General features: G+C 42.1%; 20 protein-coding genes. 3 read left to right on the top strand and 17 right to left on the bottom strand.

Features of this window, described 5'->3' with window-relative positions:
• Positions 1 to 7: 7 nt before the first annotated feature.
• Positions 8 to 577, bottom strand: a complete 570-nt coding sequence (locus tag B2746_RS21635; RefSeq protein ID WP_290799006.1) for a hypothetical protein — start codon at positions 575 to 577, stop codon at positions 8 to 10.
• A 147-nt stretch (positions 578 to 724) separates the two neighbouring features.
• On the opposite strand from B2746_RS21635, the gene B2746_RS21630 reads away from it, so the two are divergent.
• Entirely contained in the window at positions 725 to 2,140 is a 1,416-nt protein-coding gene (locus tag B2746_RS21630) for an APC family permease (RefSeq protein WP_290799003.1), read from the top strand.
• Here the strand turns inward: B2746_RS21630 and B2746_RS21625 are convergent.
• From B2746_RS21625 to B2746_RS21610, 4 genes are all read right to left on the bottom strand, one after another.
• Positions 2,103 to 3,341, bottom strand: a complete 1,239-nt coding sequence (locus B2746_RS21625; RefSeq protein WP_290799000.1) for an NAD(P)/FAD-dependent oxidoreductase — start codon at positions 3,339 to 3,341, stop codon at positions 2,103 to 2,105. The genes B2746_RS21630 and B2746_RS21625 overlap by 38 nt on opposite strands.
• 4 nt (positions 3,342 to 3,345) lie before the next feature.
• Positions 3,346 to 4,938, bottom strand: a complete 1,593-nt coding sequence (locus tag B2746_RS21620; protein ID WP_290798998.1) for an aldehyde dehydrogenase (NADP(+)) — start codon at positions 4,936 to 4,938, stop codon at positions 3,346 to 3,348.
• Positions 4,922 to 5,866 (bottom strand): dihydrodipicolinate synthase family protein, encoded by a 945-nt coding sequence (locus B2746_RS21615; protein WP_290798995.1) that lies wholly within the window; start codon positions 5,864 to 5,866, stop codon positions 4,922 to 4,924. Before B2746_RS21615 ends, B2746_RS21620 begins: the two co-directional genes overlap by 17 nt.
• A 110-nt stretch (positions 5,867 to 5,976) precedes the next feature.
• Positions 5,977 to 7,716: a DUF885 family protein gene (locus B2746_RS21610; RefSeq protein WP_290798992.1), complete on the bottom strand. Its 1,740-nt coding sequence runs from the start codon at positions 7,714 to 7,716 to the stop codon at positions 5,977 to 5,979.
• A gap of 143 nt (positions 7,717 to 7,859) precedes the next feature.
• Between B2746_RS21610 and B2746_RS21605 the strand changes: the two genes are divergently transcribed.
• Complete coding sequence (locus tag B2746_RS21605) at positions 7,860 to 8,861, top strand: 4-hydroxyproline epimerase (protein WP_290798988.1); 1,002 nt, start codon at positions 7,860 to 7,862, stop codon at positions 8,859 to 8,861.
• Between the two features lie 18 nt (positions 8,862 to 8,879).
• On the opposite strand, the gene B2746_RS21600 is transcribed toward B2746_RS21605, so the two are convergent.
• The 8 genes from B2746_RS21600 to B2746_RS21565 all read right to left on the bottom strand — a co-directional run bounded on the left by B2746_RS21600 (position 8,880) and on the right by B2746_RS21565 (position 13,839).
• Positions 8,880 to 9,416, bottom strand: a complete 537-nt coding sequence (locus tag B2746_RS21600) for an ORF6N domain-containing protein (protein ID WP_290798985.1) — start codon at positions 9,414 to 9,416, stop codon at positions 8,880 to 8,882.
• 172 nt (positions 9,417 to 9,588) lie between these two features.
• Positions 9,589 to 10,116 (bottom strand): DUF6691 family protein, encoded by a 528-nt coding sequence (locus B2746_RS21595; RefSeq protein ID WP_290798982.1) that lies wholly within the window; start codon positions 10,114 to 10,116, stop codon positions 9,589 to 9,591.
• Positions 10,117 to 10,128: 12 nt separating this feature from the next.
• Positions 10,129 to 10,692, bottom strand: coding sequence for a YeeE/YedE family protein (locus B2746_RS21590; RefSeq protein ID WP_349680622.1), 564 nt, complete (start codon positions 10,690 to 10,692; stop codon positions 10,129 to 10,131).
• 55 nt (positions 10,693 to 10,747) lie between these two features.
• Positions 10,748 to 11,047, bottom strand: coding sequence for a thioredoxin (trxA, locus tag B2746_RS21585; RefSeq protein WP_290798979.1), 300 nt, complete (start codon positions 11,045 to 11,047; stop codon positions 10,748 to 10,750).
• A 5-nt stretch (positions 11,048 to 11,052) separates the two neighbouring features.
• Complete coding sequence (locus tag B2746_RS21580) at positions 11,053 to 11,304, bottom strand: hypothetical protein (RefSeq protein ID WP_290798976.1); 252 nt, start codon at positions 11,302 to 11,304, stop codon at positions 11,053 to 11,055.
• Between the two features lie 30 nt (positions 11,305 to 11,334).
• The gene (locus B2746_RS21575) at positions 11,335 to 11,640 is read right to left on the bottom strand and encodes a rhodanese-like domain-containing protein (RefSeq protein WP_290798973.1); all 306 of its coding nucleotides are present in this window, start codon (positions 11,638 to 11,640) and stop codon (positions 11,335 to 11,337) included.
• A 67-nt stretch (positions 11,641 to 11,707) separates the two neighbouring features.
• Positions 11,708 to 13,123: an MBL fold metallo-hydrolase gene (locus B2746_RS21570; RefSeq protein ID WP_290798970.1), complete on the bottom strand. Its 1,416-nt coding sequence runs from the start codon at positions 13,121 to 13,123 to the stop codon at positions 11,708 to 11,710.
• Between the two features lie 80 nt (positions 13,124 to 13,203).
• Positions 13,204 to 13,839 (bottom strand): Crp/Fnr family transcriptional regulator, encoded by a 636-nt coding sequence (locus B2746_RS21565; RefSeq protein ID WP_290798967.1) that lies wholly within the window; start codon positions 13,837 to 13,839, stop codon positions 13,204 to 13,206.
• Positions 13,840 to 13,903: 64 nt separating this feature from the next.
• Here B2746_RS21565 and B2746_RS21560 point away from each other — a divergent pair, with 64 nt between their 5' ends.
• Complete coding sequence (locus B2746_RS21560; RefSeq protein ID WP_290798964.1) at positions 13,904 to 14,503, top strand: ribonuclease HII; 600 nt, start codon at positions 13,904 to 13,906, stop codon at positions 14,501 to 14,503.
• Here B2746_RS21560 and B2746_RS21555 read toward each other — a convergent pair whose 3' ends face one another.
• From B2746_RS21555 to B2746_RS21540, 4 genes are all read right to left on the bottom strand, one after another.
• Positions 14,504 to 15,118 carry an L-threonylcarbamoyladenylate synthase gene (locus tag B2746_RS21555; RefSeq protein WP_290798961.1) on the bottom strand — a complete coding sequence of 205 codons (615 nt, stop codon included), beginning with the start codon at positions 15,116 to 15,118 and terminating at the stop codon, positions 14,504 to 14,506.
• A gap of 404 nt (positions 15,119 to 15,522) precedes the next feature.
• Positions 15,523 to 16,566, bottom strand: a complete 1,044-nt coding sequence (locus B2746_RS21550) for a 2-oxoacid:ferredoxin oxidoreductase subunit beta (protein WP_290798958.1) — start codon at positions 16,564 to 16,566, stop codon at positions 15,523 to 15,525.
• 71 nt (positions 16,567 to 16,637) lie between these two features.
• Complete coding sequence (locus B2746_RS21545; RefSeq protein WP_290798955.1) at positions 16,638 to 17,726, bottom strand: lipase family protein; 1,089 nt, start codon at positions 17,724 to 17,726, stop codon at positions 16,638 to 16,640.
• Between the two features lies 1 nt (position 17,727).
• Entirely contained in the window at positions 17,728 to 18,627 is a 900-nt protein-coding gene (locus B2746_RS21540) for an META domain-containing protein (protein ID WP_290798952.1), read from the bottom strand.
• Between the last annotated feature and the right edge of the window lie 191 nt (positions 18,628 to 18,818).

Here is an 18,818-nt window from a genome sequence, read left to right as displayed (position 1 = left end):
CTTCCGCTTACCATTTTTTATCTGGCGAAACAGCATCTGTCGAAAAGTTCATCCACCTGCTTCGCTTGGTCCAGCCATTTTCGCCATTCGTCCAACGAAAATTCCGATCATTGGAATTCACCGGCCGGATTACATAACTGATTAGATCAAGCTCCCATCTTTTATGATCATGACTGAATTCCATTTGTTTCCTTTCCCCATCAACCCGATTAATAGTAATTTCAAGTCGATTGGCTTGTATCGTTTTTTTAGTTACTGCAGATAAACCTACAGCTAACCGGGAATGATCAAAGGCAATTTTTTTTACCCCCTTTTCCGGATTAACTTCCAGGTACTCCATTGTGCTATCAGGATGTATACGCTGATACCAGAACCGATTGCCTTTTTCGAACCAAACAGGCTGCACATATTGATAATAAACACTTGTTCTAACAGCACTATCGAGTCTGGCTGCTTTTTTATACCGTAGCAGCATCTCCTCTCTTGTTGGTTCATGTAAGTTGCCCCGCGTTTGAGACCGAAGGGAAAAATTTGCTGCACTAATTATTACTACCAGAAGGATTATTTTTTTGTACATACCAGTCAGATTTAGCCAATACCAAACTTAACGGGACTGTACAGGTATGATTTTACAGCATTTAGCGGAAGCTGGTCTGATTTTAACCCGCCTGCACCGTTTGATGCAGGATTCCTTAATTTCCATTTCGTGTAAAACCCGCTGCATATGAGTTCAACCAGTTTTAAACCGACCCTTCGTTTATTAGATGCCACCATGGTGGTGGCTGGTTCAATGATTGGCTCCGGTATCTTTATTGTTAGCGCTGATATCACCAGAAATGTTGGGAGTGCCGGCTGGCTGATAACCATCTGGCTGATAACCGGTTTCATGACTATAACCGCAGCCCTGAGTTATGGCGAATTGAGTGGTATGTTTCCCAAAGCAGGTGGACAATATGTTTATTTAAAAGAAGCATACAATCCACTTATTGGTTTTTTATACGGCTGGAGTTTTTTCGCTGTTATTCAAACAGCCACCATTGCAGCAGTAGGCGTTGCTTTCGCTAAATTCACCGCATATTTATTTCCCGCGCTCAGCACGGATGCTGTTGTGACAACCATAGGCGGACTTCGTATTTCACCCGCACAGCTACTTTCCATCTGTGTGATTATTTTGCTAACCTATATCAATACCAGAGGTATTAAAAGTGGCAAACTGATCCAGACTACGTTTACGCTTACCAAACTACTTAGCTTATTCGGATTGATCCTGTTTGGGATGCTTGCATTCAATGCAGATAGTTGGAACAGCAACTGGAAATCCGCCTGGACTTTACAGAAACTGGTACCAGGGTCTTCAGTAGAAACCTATACCACAATCGCAGCACTTGGTGCTGTAGCCGCTGCTATGGTAGGTTCGATCTTCAGCAGCGATTCCTGGAATAACGTAACATTTATTGCGGGCGAAATTAAGAATCCCCAACGAAACATAGGACTGAGTCTTTTCCTCGGGACCCTTATTGTTACAATCATTTATGTATGCACCAATCTGGTTTATATGTCAGTGCTTCCCCTGGATGCAATCGCAGCTGCAGAAAAAGATCGGGTTGGGGTTACCGCCGCCCAGGTAATTTTTGGCAGTTCCGGTACTATAATTATTGCCATCATGATCATGATCAGCACTTTCGGATGTAATAATGGGCTGATTCTTGCCGGTGCCAGAGTTTATTACACTATGGCACAGGACAAACTTTTCTTTAAAAAAGCTGGAGAACTAAATGATAATAACGTACCTGCCTATGCACTTTGGTTTCAATGCCTGTTTGCCTGTGCCTGGAGTTTAAGTGGACAATATGGACAATTATTGGATATGATTTCCTTTGTTGTTGTAGGTTTCTATATGCTGACGATTGCCGGTATCTTCATTCTACGCAAAAAAAGACCGGATGCCCATCGTCCTTATAAAGCTTTTGGCTATCCGGTTCTTCCAATTATCTATATCCTGATGGGTCTAAGTTTTTGCGGCTTACTGATCGTTTTCAAACCAGCTTATACCTGGCCGGGCTTAATCATTACGCTCCTGGGAATTCCAATGTATTATCTGATCAGGAAAAACGATTCGGATCAAACGCAGTCAGGTTAACCGATGTTGAATTACCATTGGCCAGTTCCGCAATCAATTTTCCGGTAGCCGGGCCTAAACTGAGTCCCATCATAGCATGCCCGCCGGCAACCAACAGATTATCTACAGATGAAGAAAATCCAATATAGGGTAATCCATCCGGTGAACAGGGCCGAAAACCATACCAGATATCCTTTTCATTCGGCATATCGAGCTTCAGATCTGGAAAATAGTTGGGTACGGATTCAACAATACCTCTGACACGATTCAGATTGACCTTGTTTTGCACAGTTCCCAATTCCATCGTTCCTCCATAGCGCATCTTATTATTCATGGGCGTAATGGCAACCCTTGCCTCACATAGTATTGCCGGTATCTGGAGCTTTTGTACCGGTTGTTCAATCGTGAAAGAATAGCCCTTGCCTGGCATAATTGGGATATTGAGTCCGGCTAATTTCAATGTTTCCGGTAACCAGGAACCACTTGCCATTACAAATAGATCAGCCTGCAAACTTTTACCCCCTGCAATAATTTCTGTTATCCTGTTTTTCTTGCGATTGATTGTTTGCAATGCATGATTCTTCAGAAATTGAACACCTTTCGCTTTTAATTGCTGAATCAGTCCTTTCATTAATGCATTGGGATATAAATGCGCATCAGATTTATAATGAACAGCACCCAATACATCCAATTGAATTCCCGGTTCCAATAATTGGACGGATTCTTTATTCAGGTAAACAGCGTCGAGCCCCATTGCCCGGGCTTTTTCTGCCAGATGAAATTCTTCTTCTGCTACTGCTTCGTTTTTGAAATACATCAGTATGCCCTTTGATTCCATAAAAAAATCAAACTTCCCGGCTAACTCCTCATACAATAACTTACTCAGCAGATTCATTTCAAGTAATGGCTTTGCTGATTCCGCAACATGCCTTGCATTAGCACTCCGGATAAAGCGCAACCCCCATGAAAACAATTTCGGGCTCAGTTCCGGTTTTACATAAAAAGGGCTTTTGGAATTGAACATCCAACGAATACCCTGTCCAACAATTCCAGGCGCAGCAAGAGGCACAAAATGGCTTGGAACAATCATACCCAGATTACCATAGGAACAACTATCTGATAAATCTGTTTTATCGGTTATAATTACATCCCACCCAGTCTGATTTAGGTACCATGCACTACATAATCCAATTATACCTCCGCCAATAACAACTGCTTTCATAAAATTATTCGATTACAGCATCTCTTGTATAGTTGCCGTTTATTTTGCGCATGATGTTGAGCGGATTATCGTTTTGTAGCGCCGCTGGAAGCAATTCTGCCGGACAATTCTGCCAGCAAACCGGCCGAAGAAAACGACGAATGGATTCTGCTCCTACAGAAGTGGAACGCGCATCAGTAGTTGCAGGGAAAGGTCCGCCATGAACCATTGCGTGGCAAACTTCAACCCCGGTTGGCACCTGATTAAAGATCAGTCTGCCAACTCTGGCTTGCAACAGAGCAATAGCAGCTTTATATTCATTCAGATCAGCAGCTTCACCAAAAACAGACCCGGTTAATTGTCCGTGTAGAACATTTAACGCAATCAACAGTTCTTCAACCGAACTACAGCTTACGAACAGTGAGGCAGGACCGAAAACCTCCTCCTGCAGAGCAGGTTCCTTAATAAAATCTGCCGCGTTTACTTTGAAAAGTGCAGGAGCTCCTTTAAAGGCTTCGGATGCATCCTCGCCTTCCGTTAAAGTAATTACACCTGGCAATGATTTTAGCTTTGATTTATTGTCATAATAACTTTGACAAATGGATTTATTGAGCATGATGCCTGATGCTGATGCTTTTAATGAATCTATCAGCGCCTGCGTCAAAGTAGTTGTGTTTTCATCCTCCAGCACAAACAGGATACCCGGATTGGTACAAAACTGACCAACACCCAATGTAATGGATCCAGCTAGCTGGGTTGCCAATGCAACAGTGTTCGATTTCACTGCTGAAGGCAATACTAAAACAGGATTTATACTGCTCATTTCTGCATAAACCGGGATTGGTTCTCTACGTTCATTTGCGGCAGTATGAAACAATGACATGCCAGCTTTATAGGAACCGGTAAATCCTATGGCTTTAATTCGTGCATCCCTGGCAAGTTGCTGGCCAAGAATGGCTCCTTCACCAATAAGAGAAGAAAATACACCCTCCGGCATTCCGCATAAAATAGAGGCCCGCTGAATCGCCTGAGCCACCAATTCATTAGTGCCGGGATGAGAACCGTGTGCTTTTATAATAACCGGACAACCAGCAGCCAGGGCTGCAGCAGTATCACCACCGGCAGTTGAAAAAGCAAAAGGAAAATTACTGGCTGCAAAAACAGCCACAGGCCCAATTGCCAACTGCATTTTCCTTAAATCCGTTCGTGGCAATGGCTTTCGATCAGGTAAAGCGGTATCAATCACAGCTTCCACCCAACTTCCTTCACGTAGAACTGATGCAAAGAGTCTAAGCTGATTAACGGTACGATCTCTCTCCCCAGTTAGTCTGGCTTCCGGTAATCCGGTTTCCAGATGCGCTCTATCAATTAGTACTGGACCAATTTCCAGAATTTCCTCTGCAATTTTATCCAGAAATCCTGCTCTTCTTTCTGCCGGGATATCAGTATAAGCAGGTGCCGCCAAATGTGCAAGATGGATTGCCTTTTCTATTTCATCTTCACTTGCTATTGAAAAACCTTCAACAAGCATTTCACCCTTAACCGGACTGAAAGCAAAAAGTTTTGACTCCTGTACCTTGCCGCACAGATGACCGATTACACTAAGCCCACTGAGCATTTGATATGGTTTGTAAGTTGAGATAATCAGGTAAGTCCGGACGAATCGCCAATGCATCGTCGATTACCTTTTGTATAGCTGCCCTTTCCGCACCTTCCAGCACCAACCTGGGAGCCCGAACATATTCGGAACCGATTCCGGTTGCCTTGGCTGCAAGCTTGATGTACTGCACTAATTTTGGATGAATATCCAATTCGCAGAGCGGTAAAAACCAACGGTTAATGGCAACTGCTTCTTCAATTCGGCCAGCTTTGGCCAAACGGAAGATTGCCACTGTTTCTCTTGGAAAAGCATCCACCAGTCCGGCAACCCATCCATGTGCGCCCAGCAACAGGCTTTCCAGTGCAATCGGGTCCACACCTGTCAGTATTTTATAACGCTCTCCAAATCGGTTAAGCATCCGTGTTACATTCATCGTATTGCGGGTGGATTCTTTAACCGCCTGAATATTGTCTATGCCGGCCATTTCCTCAAACATTTCCAGTGTTATTTCTATTTTGTAATCTACCGGATTATTGTATAGTAAAATTGGAAGGGACGTATTCTTTGCAATGGTTTTAAAAAACTCAACGGTTTCGCGATCATCTGCTTTATATCGCATGGGAGGCAAAACCATTAGTCCGTCTGCTCCATTTTTCTCCGCTTCCTGGGCCAGAGTAACTGCAATTTTCGTACTTTGTTCAGCAATATTCACCAGTACAGGAACATGAGCGGGAAGACCTTCTTTTGAGTATAATAATAAATCTCTTTTTTCTTCACTTAAAAGCGTGCTGGTTTCTCCAAGGGATCCACCAATAATAATACCATCCACACCAGCTTCCAACTGTGCTTCCAGGTTTATTTTATAAAGATCAAAATCAATTTCTTCCTGTTTGTTAAAGGGGGTGAGTAATGCAGGGTAAACACCGTTCCAGTTAATGCTTGCCATAATATTTTTTTTATAGAAAAGATATGTTTCAAAATTAGCCTCTGATAACCCGAACTGCTATCCACCAATTAATGAAAAATTTACCGATTTTAACTGATTATAAAGCAGGGTTATTTTGGATAAAATCGCCAATTGGTACTGAAATCCTTTTTGGGTGAAGTATTCGTTAAAATGTGCCGAATCATTTCAACCGGCATCTGGTGTTGTTGTAAAATTTTATCATGGAATTGCCGGTAATTCATTTTTCCAACATCCACCAGTTCCTTTTTAAGTGCATAAAACTGCAATCCTCCAATCATATATGCAAGTTGGTAAAGTGGTCCATAATTACCCTGAAAAGATCGCCTTACCTCTCCTTCCGCATTGGCTCGTTCATGTCCAACGCGGTCAACCAGGAAATCGATGCATTGCTGGGGTGTCCACTTTTCAAGATGATAATTCAGCGAAAAAATGATCCTCGCGCAACGATGCATGCGCCAGAATAACATGCCGATTTTGTCTTCAGGTCCGCGCGGGAAATTCATATCCCAGAGAATCATTTCCCAATAGAGTGCCCATCCCTCCATCCAAAACGGCGTATAAAAATTCCGATAGGTTTTGTACCGCTGATTCTGGTACATCTGTAAATGATGTCCGGCAATCAGCTCATGATGTACAGTAGCTCTTGAAAAATGTGGATTATTCCCCCGCATACTCATCAGCTTATCAGGCTCTGCCATGGTATTGGTTGGATAGGAAATTATAATACTTTCTCCACCAAGAAAGAAGGGATTAACCAATTGGCGCTCCGGTGACATCATATTCATCCGCCAGCTTTCTTCTGCAATAGGTGGGATGGTTACCAACTGATGTTTCTTTATAAATTCAATACTCTGATTAAACAGATCAAGAATCATTTCCGGTTGTTTTCCTTCCGGTACAAAGGTATTCTTGACCTTTTCCAAGGCCGCTTTCCAATCGGTACCAAATCCCATTTCACGAGTAGCTTTCAGAAGCTCCTTATCACACCAGGCGAATTCCTTTTCTGCTATCTGAATTAATTCATCGGCTGTATAGGGAATGTATTCCTGTTCTAATTGGCGTTTCAGTTCAGCAGCACCAATTGGTCGTCCAATTATTCCACTTCCATCATCCGCTCCGGAGGAATTTTTTCTGGCACGAACCATAACTGCATTACTATATTGGTTCAACAAGCTGTCTGTACCTCTGTAAGGCTTTTCTAACCACCAGCTGAACTGGGGATCATAACCATAATAAAAATCATAAACGGACTTCAAGGCATCTTTTATATCCTGCAATCTTTTTTGAATAATATAAGCTGTTGAAATATCAATTTGCTGATCGGCTTCCAGATTTTTTATCTGTTCTGAAATAGTTTCTTTCCATTGATGCCACTCCCCTGCAAGGGTTGAAGCCGGAAGTTGTGCCCCCCTTCGCCTCCTTTTTTCATAGCCAAATACAGCATCCGAAAAGGGAATATAGGTTTTTGCAATGGGCAAACCTGCTGCATCTTCTTCCAGACTCCGTAATTCGTTTTGAATGGTTCTTTTGAACAATACATAATCTACCATCCCATCCATACTGAGCTGATCGTATTTAAACTGTTTAATCACATTGAGGTAATCTGTATTCAGTATTTTCATCCGTTCAATCCGTTCAGGAGAAGTTTCCAGAAAATAAAAACGGTCAAGGATTCCTTTGTCTGCCTTGTATCGCAAGATGGTATTCGTAAGTTCAGACGCCTGTAAGGAAACTTCCTGATTAGTTTTAAGCTGTGCCTGCAGAGATGCCGGAAAGATTAGTCCGATTAGTATGCCGGTAGCGATAAGTATCCGAAAGGAATGGTTCATATTGTTAAATGGGCCTGTTTAAATCAAACATACTTGAAATAGCCTGTGAAAGATAATCCTCATTTAGCTTTCACTTTACGGAAATTAACCGGGCTGATGATTCTTGCGGAACTACCCTTATTTTCGGGAACCAAGGATATTTTATGAAGAAGACTTTTTTCTGTATTGATGCCCATACTTGTGGAAATCCGGTTCGGTTGGTAGCAGGCGGCGGACCGGTATTGATCGGCAGAACCATGAGCGAAAAACGCCAGCATTTTCTGAAAGACTATGACTGGATCAGAAAAGGCCTGATGTTTGAACCCAGGGGGCATGATATGATGAGTGGATCTATTTTATATCCGCCCCATGATCCGGCCAATGATGTCGCGGTTTTATTCATTGAAACCAGTGGCTGCCTTCCCATGTGCGGACATGGAACCATAGGAACCATCACCATTGCAGTGGAAGAAGGGTTGATTGTGCCAAAAATTCCAGGCCGCATTCGGATGGAGGCTCCCGCCGGTTTGGTACAAATTGAATACAAACAGGAAGGAAATAAAGTACGCTCCGTTAAACTCACCAATGTAGCTGCATATCTGGCTTCAACCGAATTAACCGTTGATTGCCCGGAGTTGGGAGAACTGGTAATTGATGTTTCCTATGGTGGTAATTTTTATGCAATAGTAGATGTGCAGAAAAACTTTGCCGGATTGGAACACTATTCTGCAGATAAATTAATTGCCTGGGCACGCGAGTTAAGAAAACGCATCAACGAAAAATATTCCTTTGTACATCCCGATGATCCAACTATCAACGGGTGTTCGCATATTCTATGGGCAGGTGCTGTGCTGGACCCTTCTTCTACTGCTCGTAATGCTGTATTTTATGGCGATAAAGCCATAGATCGAAGCCCTTGCGGCACCGGCACTTCAGCCAGAATGGCTCAATGGTATACAAAGGGTTTATTAAAAAAAGGAGATCGATTTGTTCATGAGAGTATCATCGGTTCCACCTTTATCGGCACTATCGAAGATGAAACAACTATTGCCGGAAAACCCGCTATCCGTCCAGGTATTGAAGGATGGGCCAGAATCTATGGTTATAATACCATTTCGATTGACCCTGAAGATGATCCGTATGCATTTGGGTTTCAGGTTTTGTAATGACATCAGAAACTATGTTTATTCATATTGCTTAAATCCTATTTTATTTCGAGGTGAGGGCTTCTTTTCCTTCTCCAGAAGCTCCTTAATGACAATAAATATATTTTCAATGTCTTTACTATTACCCTTTACTTCTTTCTCGAGTTTCGATAATTGTAATAAGATTTCCTTCTGAGTAAGTGCATGTTCTCTAAGCTTTGTGAATACCCGAATGATTTTAATATTTACTTCTATAGCAACATCACTGTTCAATATACTTGACAACATTGCTACTCCCTGTTCTGTAAATGCGTATGGCAGAGTTCTTCTTCCACCCCAACTTGAAGTCGCACTTTGCGACTTCAAGTTGTCAAACTCCTTTTTAGTAAGTGTAAACATGAAATCTTTTGGAAATCGTTTTAGATTGCGCTTTACCTGTTCATTCAGACGTTTTGTTTCGACATTATACATAGCTGCAAGGTCTTCATCCAACATAATCTTTTGGCCCCTCACAGCGTAAATTCTATTTAGAATCTTTTGTTCCGCTACTAATGTCTGTAATTCTCTCTTTGCCATTACCTACTGATTAATACTTAAATTACTTAATCAAAATATAAGCATAGAGATTTACATAATTACAGGTGAAAACACGGTATTTAAGTATAAAAATCACTTCCTTATTGGATGGATAAGTGAATAAAAAAAGAGGCTGATTTTCGTCAGCCTCTTTTTTATCGTTCAGAATAAATTAATGTGGTAGTTTATCCCTAAACTTTCCATACACCCAGGTTCCTGCAATTGCGGAAAGAAGGGTTATTATAATAACTGTAGCACCAGTCCCGATCTGTGCAAACAAAGGACCCGGACAGGCACCTGTTATGGCCCATCCCAGTCCGAAGAGTAAGCCACCATATATTTGACCCTTGTTGAATTTTTTATCATGAAATTCAATCTTTTCACCATAAATGGTTTTGATATTGAACTTCTTGATCAGGAAAACTGAAAGCATCCCAACTAGTACAGCGGATCCAATGACGCCATACATATGGAAGCTTTGTAAACGGAACATTTCCTGAATCCTGTACCAGCTAATGATCTCAGCTTTTACAAATACAATCCCAAATAATATTCCAATAACGAGGTATTTAAGATTACTATACCAGGGTTCAGTCACTTTAGTATCGCTAACACACATGGTATCAAGTGACCGTACCTCAAAGTCTGTATTTGGTATCCCGGAATCCTGTGGTTGAACAAACGTATTGCTTGTTGACATTTTGCTAAAATCTTAAAGTGATAAAATAAATGGAAGAATAAGGTTGGCCATAATAAATCCCCCGATCATAAAACAACAGGTAGCAATAACCGAAGGCATCTGCAGGTTGCTAATTCCCATTATGGCATGCCCCGATGTACATCCACCAGCATAGCGGGTTCCAAATCCGACCATGAATCCACCAACCACCATCATAATAAAACCACGTGGAGTCAACAATGCTGGCCAGTTAAATACTTCAGTTGGTACCAACCCATAATAGTCGGTTATCCCATATCCTGCCAACTCTGCAGCAAGATTAGGATGCACTATTACCGGTTCCGGGTTCGACAATAGCCAGGCTGCCAAAACACCCCCCAATAAAATACCGACCACAAAAAACATATTCCATAATTCCTTCTTCCAATCATACTGAAAAAAAGGAATCTTCCCGGGTATACAGGCAGCACATACATGCCTCAGGGAAGAGGATATACCAAAACTTTTATTTCCTAAAATCAGTAAGGTAGGTACCGTTAATCCTATCAATGGCCCTGCTACATACCATGGCCATGGTTGCTTTAACCATTCAAGCATAACTTTAAATTGTATTTGGGTTAAGATCGGTTGATCTAAAATTTTTCAGCATTCATTAGTAAATCGCGCTATTCAGTACCTGTTCTAATTGCCGGGATTGCACAACACCGCTCTGGCGCCATTTAACCTCGCCTTTCTTAAAAACGATTAGTGTTGGTACTCCCTGTACATTAAATTGGCGAGCGGCATCCGGATTCTTGTCAACATCCACCTTTATAATAGTGACAGAATCACCCAACTTATTTTTCACCTCTTTCAGAATGGGGGTCATCATTTTACACGGACCGCACCATTCTGCAAAGAAATCAACCAACACAGGTTTATCTGAATTTATCAGGTTCTGAAAACTGCTCATGAATGTTATTTTTCCGATTTAATTTCTTCAAACTGAATAGTTCCGCCGGTTTCCTTTTCAGTTTTATTTCTGCGAGGCATCGGTGTACAGGTACCACCAGCACAACAACCTATATTCAGTAAGGCCATTCCTGTAAGGAATATACCGGCAATACCAAGTATCCATTCCTGTTGAATCACGGCAGCCACCAGTGCATAAATTCCCATACTCAACCGTAACCAACGCATAAAACTCCAGCCCTTTACTACTCTTTCCATTTTCTTATGTTTTTCTTTTCACTTTTCACCTCACACCTTGCTTCTCAAACTTTCCCACGCCCCTCCATTATATGCTTCGATACCTGCTGCTTTCATTTGTGCAACGGCCATTGCACTTCTGTTTCCAGATCGGCAAACAGCAATTACTGCTTTCCCATCCTTCTTCAAACCTGCCAGCTGTCTGCTCAGCTGGTCCAGCGGGATATTGATTGATCCGGAAATATGTCCCGATTCAAACTCCTCGGGAGTCCTAACATCCAGTACAATAGCTCCTGCTTCACGTAAAGCCTGGAAATCCCCTGTCTTTCCAAACATCGATTTCAAAATATTAATCATAGATTTTCTTTTTCACCTTTCACTTTTTACTTTTCACTTTTTACTTTTTACTTTTTACTTTTTACTTTTAAATCAACGTACTCGGGCATACATAATCCGTAACTTCTACTTTCCCGGTATCCTTTATTGCTTTAAATCCTCCATTTACATCGATCAGATTATCATACCCGCGTGCTCTTAAAATAGAATTGAAAATCATGGAACGATAACCGCCTGCGCAATGAACATAATAGGTTTTATTCTTATCCACTTTCAACATACTTTCATTCACAAAATCAAGTGGTGCATTCTCTGCATTCTGAACATGTTCACTCAGGTACTCGCTGTTTTTCCGAACATCAAGCACATGTATGTTTTCTTTAGCTGCTTTTGCGGCAAATTCCTCCGCAGTTACAGATTGAATGGTATCAATTTCTTTTCCTGCTTTTTTCCATGCTTCAAATCCGCCCTCCAAAAAGCCAATGGTATAATCGTATCCAACCCGTGCCAGTCTTGTTACTACTTCTTCCACCCGATCCGGTTCAGCCACCAGCAGGAGCTGCTGTTTAACATCGGGAATCAGGGCACCTACCCAGGGGGCAAAATTGCCATCGATACCAATATTAATGGAATTGGGTACAAAGCCTTTTGCAAATACCTGCGGATCGCGGGTATCTAATATCAGGGCACCTGTTTCATTGGCAGCCACTTCAAACGCTACCGGTGACAAAGCATGTTGCCCGCGCTCCAGTACTTCATCAATGCTGTCATATCCTTCTTTATTCATCATAACATTTAAGGGGAAATAAGCGGGTGGTGGCAGAAGTCCATTGGTCACTTCCTTCACAAATTCCTCTTTTGTCATGGTTGCCCTTAGTGCATAATTCGTTTTCTTCTGATTACCCAGTGTATCGGTAGTTTCCTTACTCATGTTTTTCCCGCAGGCACTTCCGGCACCATGCGCCGGATAAACAATGATATCATCCGCCAGCGGCATAATTTTATTTCTCAGGGAATCAAACAGTGTTGCTGCTAATTCTTCCTGCGTCATATCCGCCGCTTTCTGTGCCAGATCCGGTCTGCCTACATCACCAATGAAGAGCGTATCTCCGGAAAACAATCCCACATGTTTTCCTGTTGCATCTTTCAGCAAATAACAGGTGCTTTCCATGGTATGTCCGGGCGTATGAATCACTTTAAAAATGAGTTTACCCACTTTGAATTCCTCACCATCTTTTGCGATGTAAGCATCAAAACTTGGGTTCGCATTCGGACCATAAATAATAGTTCCTCCACTTTTGCGAGCCAGGTCAATATGTCCGCTTACAAAATCAGCATGAAAATGGGTTTCAAAAACATATTTTATTTTCGCACCATCCTCGGCGGCTCGCTGAATATAAGGCTCCACTTCACGTAGCGGATCAATCACTACGGCTTCCCCTTCACTTTCAATATAATAGGCTCCCTGAGCGAGACATCCGGTATAAATTTGTTCTATTTTCATTTTTCTGTTTTTCATTTGTTTCAGATACAAATTTGTAACTAAATCCCCCACTGGTCTATGACTTTTGTCACATTAGTACATCAATTGAGTTTTATTACCTCAATGGAGTTTCTTTGCAGCTTCACCTTGCCCATTTGTTCCATTTTCTTTAACAACCGGGAGATAACTTCCCTGCTAGAATTCAACTCATCAGCAATTTCCTGGTGGCTGAGCGGGATGGTTTTGGAACCTAATGTTTGAACGTGTTTTTTGAGGTAAAATTCAAGGCGTTCATCCATCGCCTGAAAGGCAATATGATCGATGGTTTCCAGCAACTCTTCAAAACGGGAGCGATAAGTTTCCAGCACAAAATGATACCATGATTTATACTTGCTCATCCATTCATCCATATAGGATAATGGGATGCTGATCACCTCGGTATCCTTTACAGCTTTGGCCATAATCTGGCTGGTTTCCTGCTTCACCGCACAAACCATACTAAGTGCACATGCTTGTCCGGGTTGCAGGTAATACATAAAAAACTCATTTCCCTGATCGTCCTCCCTGTATACTTTTACCAGTCCCTCTACAATTAACATAGTACTTTTAAAATACTGACCGGTCCGCATTAATTGTTCTCCTGCAGTAAAAGAGCGGATCTCACTGTTTGATTCGATATCTTGTACCAATTCCTTTTCAAAAGCCGGGAACTGCTGTTGTATTTCGCTGACTGACATATTTCGGAGTTTTAGTAAACCAATAAATCTACGACAAAAGATTCTTTCTATTTTTGACCAAGCCATGCCACTCAAAGCCTGTTATCAGTCAGAATTTATTGAAGCCGGAATAGATGAAGCCGGAAGGGGTTGTTATGCCGGACCGGTATTTGCCGCTGCGGTGATTTTACCAGACGGTTTTTATCATCCCTTGCTGAACGACTCCAAACAGGTAAAGGAAAAACAACGCTACGAACTCAGAGATGTTATTGAAAAACAAGCCCTTGCATGGGCTGTGGCAAAGGTAGAGGAAGCTGAAATTGATCGCATCAATATTCTCCAGGCTACCTGGAAAGCCATGCATCAGGCAATTGATCAACTGAAGGCAAGGCCAGGATTGCTATTGATAGATGGTAACCGATTTCGGCCGTTTTCGGGTATTCCTCACCGTTGTATTGTTCAGGGTGATGCCCTGTATGCATCCATCGCAGCCGCCAGTATTCTGGCAAAGACCTATCGCGATGACCATATGCACCAGCTCCATTCAGCTTATCCGCATTATGGATGGGAAAAAAATAAAGGCTATGGAACCAAAATCCACCGGGATGCCATCCTGCAATATGGGCTTTGCGAATTTCACCGGAAAAGTTTCCAGATCAATCCTTCAGCAAACACTTTATTTTAATTATTCTTCTGTTTCCCATTCCCCCAATCCCTGGCGAATCAGCTCTGGTGGCTCCTTTGTACAATCCACAATGGTGGATGGCGTCCATCCTCCGATCCCTCCATCTACTACCATGTTTACCAATTTTCCAAAATTTTCCTGCATCATTTCAGGATCGGTGTATTCTTCCACCATTTCTCCCGGCAGGGTGGCACTTAGTATCGGATGGCCCAATTCACGCACAATTGTGCGGGCAATCAGGTTATCCGGTACCCGTAAGCCGATCGTATCCTTTTTACTTTTTAAGATTTTGGGGACTTCCTTACTGGCAGGCAGGATAAAGGTATATGGACCAGGTAAATAGCTTTTCAACAAGCGGTATAAGGGTGTTGAAATGGACTTGGTATATTGACTCAAATCACTCAAATCATAGCAAATAAAGGAAAGCTGTGCTTTCTCCGGTACTACCTGCTTAATGCGGCAAATACGTTCGATAGCTTTGGGTTGAAAGATATCGCATCCAATTCCATATATGGTATCTGTTGGATATATGATAATTCCTCCTTCACGAAGGGTTTCAATTATGGTCCGGATTGCTCTTGGCTGCGGATTCTCCGGATGCACGTGGATTAGCATAAACTAAGTTAAGAAGAAAGTTCAGACAGTATAAATGTTGATAACCTGTGCTCAAAAATCTGCTAGTGTGCCAAAATGAAAAAAATAATAAGTTTTTCCGGGTAAATCTTGCATCGTATTGGTTCTGGCTTTAATTTTAACCAGTTTTTAGGGTTTCTTTACCCATTGTATTTATCCAATCCCGTCGAAAGCTTACTACCTTTCCTGAACTCCTCCTTGACCTTATCCTGACAAAGCCATCTGATCAATTACCCCTTACTCAATTTGTGTGTGAGAATTTTGTTGTCTCAATCAATTTATTATTGAAAACCCATATATAACCTCTTTCTTTTTGTGGTTTCAGAGGTAAGCACAGGCCGGCGATGTCCATCGCTGGCTTTTTTATACAGAAAAAATTGGTGAAATTATTGAATCGTCCAAACCTCTGATCCACGTAACAGGCGATCAAGATCACCCTTACCTTTAAGCGAAATAGCCTCTTCAATTTGCATAGCCATGATATCTTCATAACAGGCTCGGTCCTGTTCAAAGAAAACACCAAAAGGTCGCGGCATATGCCCTTCAATTCTGGGATCATCAAATAATCGTACCAGAATTTGTGCTTTATAAAAATCCCGCTCATCGTGGATCCAGCAATCGTCGGCAGTGAATCCATTGTTGAGATCGGTCAATACCGGCTTTAATCCATCCAGCCGTATACCTTTGTCTTTATTTGTTCCAAATAATAATGGCTTTCCCTGTTCCAGAAATAAAGCCTGTTCCGGTTTGCTCGATTTCTCTGTGAAGATCTCGAATGCTCCATCATTAAAAATATTGCAGTTCTGATAGATCTCCAGGAAGGAAGCTCCTTTATGGGCATGGCTCCGGATCAGCATTTCCTGTAAGTGCTTCGGATCTCGATCCATACTTCTTGCAATAAAACTGGCATCCGCGCCCATTGCCAGCGCTAATGGATTGAATGGATGATCAATGGATCCAAATGGCGTACTTTTAGTTACTTTTTGCTCTTCCGATGTAGGAGAATACTGGCCTTTTGTTAGGCCATAAATCTGATTATTGAAGAGCAGTATATTGACGTCAAAATTTCTCCGTAATAAATGAATGGTATGATTACCACCAATACTAAGACCATCACCGTCGCCTGTTACGATCCAAACACTCAGTTCGGGTCTTGTGGCCTTTAACCCACTGGCAATCGCCGTTGCTCTTCCGTGAATGGAATGCATGCCATAGGTATTCATATAATATGGAAAACGGCTGCTGCAGCCAATTCCCGAGATGATTACAATATTCTCCCTGGGAACTCCCAATCCAGGCATAATTTTCTGAACCTGTGCAAGTATGGAATAATCCCCACACCCCGGACACCAGCGAACTTCCTGGTCAGTTGCAAAATCTTTCGGTGTCAGGCTCGGTGCCACTGCCTGGGGTGCTTCTATTGTACTCATAACCTCAAATAAGGTGCAAAGTTACACATTTCGTCCATTCACCCGTCGGGTAAACCCGACGGGTGAATGGTTCAGGGGAGCCGTTTAAGCAGGAATAGGTAGGGCGCATGCACATGATGCACAAATACATTGGTTTCACTATCCTGCCAGCGCGAGCGGTATTCCGAATCCGGTTGTAAAACTATGGTAGCTCCGGTCCGAACATAATGATTGGAATTGTAATAGGTTGGCGCCTGAAATCCATTCAATTTTTTACCCACCATTTTTGATGTGTGTTTTCCAAGATATTTCTGGTAATTCCGTTGTGCCCGTATACTGGGTTTACTTAATCGGTTGTACACATATTTTAAAACCAGTTTATTTGGAAATTTCTGTTTCCGTATAGCTGCTTTTGCATTTGTAAATGGATTGGTCACATTAAAGTCTGTAACTGTCTGAATGGAAAGCGGTACTTCCGGAACCCAATCTGCAGCATTCACCACATTAAAGGCCCAGCCACCATAAGTCATTGCTTCATATGCATAGGCAAAATAGAGATTGCCCGGTTTTGGCCCGGCGCTGCAATAAGTTTTAAATCGGATATCGCCTGGCAATTTTCCCGATTTTTGAAGGCTGTATAAATAGGCAGTCATTAAAAATGCAATACCTCCCCCCTGACTATGCCCCATTATCAGTATATTTTTTGTACCGGCTTTATATGTAGAATCCAATTTCGGAAGGATATCCCGAACCAGATAACCGGTTGATAATAACCAGCCTACATGAACTGCCGCTTGTGGATGAGAAGCAAGCTGATACTCAAAAGTATAATCCTCCTCCAATTCCAATTTTCCTATGGCGGGTACCATCGCGGCATAGATATTGGCCAGCCAGCTATTCATATCCGGTGTTGTTCCTCTTATACTTATTACTGCCTGGCCTTTATCGTCGGTCCATAAATCCCACAAATTTTCCAATCCCATTACCGGCGATTCATAAACCATCCGAAATCGTTCCGTTGGAGGGAAGGTATCCGCATACAGGCCGGCTTTAGCCGTACGTGCCGACACCTTGATTAACTCTTCATATTCCAGCTTATCAAAACCAGGTTGAAGTGATTGAGCATTTAATTGTGAAACATGCAATATAAATGCAACACCTACCAAGACTACTATTCTCATTTTATTTAACAGTTACAGATTGAAAAACTGCAAGATTGGAGTCATCTTTTGACAGGAATAACTGGTTGTCAATAATTTTCCATTGATTCGCATCCGCAAGGGCTTTCAGGAATGTTGTTTCCTGCTCCATTTCCGGACATGCCATTTTGGTACTGGCGATAGCACCGAATTTCATGCCTCTTTCTCCCACCAATTCAAATGTGCCGGTTAGGCGGTTACAACCTCCTTTACCTGATACCCGACCCACCTGACCCGGTGTGAATAACAGAAAAAACTGCGCCCGCTTATCTATTTCAATAGGATTTCCGTTCAATTCTTTCAACTCCCAACGAAACATAAAAAGCACCTCACTGCCCTGGTCTTCTCCTTTGCCTGATACCGGAGAAGATGCAGCTCCAGATGATGCGGCAGAAACAGCTTCACCTGCTCCTGCGCCACCCTGTTGGCAATCGGACTGTTTCAGCTGAATGCCTGTACCAAATTTTAGTTCGGCGCGATTAATGAACTTCAACTTACCATCCTTTTCTTCACTTGCACCATATCCCTCAATTAGTAAGCTGTCTTTTTTCAAAAACACCACCTGCCGGGATGACAAACTTCCCTCCGATTGAAAAAGATAATCAACTAAAAGTGTATCCCCCAGCCATTCTCCCTGAACCGTCCCCTCATTTCGATCTTTACCACGAATAGCATACAATAATTCACCTGATACATCCATCCCAACCTGATCAATCTGCAATCGGATAGAATCACCGCCACCTGCATTTTCATAACAATATTGGTTATCCGCAATTTGTATACTATCCACCAATGCAGTGGTATTTGCCTTTTCTTCTGTCACACTATTGTTACATGCCATTAGAATGATTACACCTGCAAGAATCCAGATTAGATTTTTCATATATTGATTAATTAAGGACGAAAGATAAGCACTGATTTTATTTTAAGGACGGCCTTTGGGTATCGTGAAGTGGGGATTTGCATTTGCGGTTTCTGTGCAATAACAACAGAAATTTCAATCCTGCGAAAATGAACAAAAAATCGTTCTCTCATAAGAAAGACAGCTAAGATTTAATGCTGTTATCAGAGAAC

Source organism: Flavihumibacter sp. UBA7668, from assembly GCF_002483205.1.
Lineage (GTDB): Bacteria > Bacteroidota > Bacteroidia > Chitinophagales > Chitinophagaceae > Flavihumibacter.
This window is presented reverse-complemented; position numbering and strand designations above follow the sequence as displayed.